A 276-nucleotide genomic window follows, 5' to 3' on the forward strand; every position below is an offset into this window, starting at 1 on the left:
ATGGCTGGGGTACTAGGATTCGAACCTAGGCATGACGGAATCAAAATCCGTTGCCTTACCGCTTGGCTATACCCCAACTATGGGGCGACTGATGGGAATCGAACCCACGAATGCCGGAACCACAATCCGGTGCGTTAACCACTTCGCCACAATCGCCATGATATTATAGTTATTATTATTAAATTTACTTTATACTTGAATGGGGCGACTGATGGGAATCGAACCCACGAATGCCGGAACCACAATCCGGTGCGTTAACCACTTCGCCACAATCGC

3 tRNA genes are annotated in these 276 nt (G+C 48.6%); all 3 read right to left on the reverse strand.

Annotation, left to right across the window (positions count from 1 at the left end):
• Nucleotide 1: 1 nt before the first annotated feature.
• The 3 genes from KVT27_RS23550 to KVT27_RS23560 all read right to left on the reverse strand — a co-directional run bounded on the left by KVT27_RS23550 (nucleotide 2) and on the right by KVT27_RS23560 (nucleotide 276).
• A tRNA-Gln gene (locus KVT27_RS23550) sits at nucleotides 2-76 on the reverse strand.
• A gap of 4 nt (nucleotides 77-80) precedes the next feature.
• Nucleotides 81-156, reverse strand: a tRNA-His gene (locus KVT27_RS23555).
• A gap of 44 nt (nucleotides 157-200) precedes the next feature.
• A tRNA-His gene (locus KVT27_RS23560) sits at nucleotides 201-276 on the reverse strand.

This window comes from Lysinibacillus sp. GbtcB16 (genome assembly GCF_019091145.1).
Taxonomy (GTDB): domain Bacteria; phylum Bacillota; class Bacilli; order Bacillales_A; family Planococcaceae; genus Lysinibacillus; species Lysinibacillus fusiformis.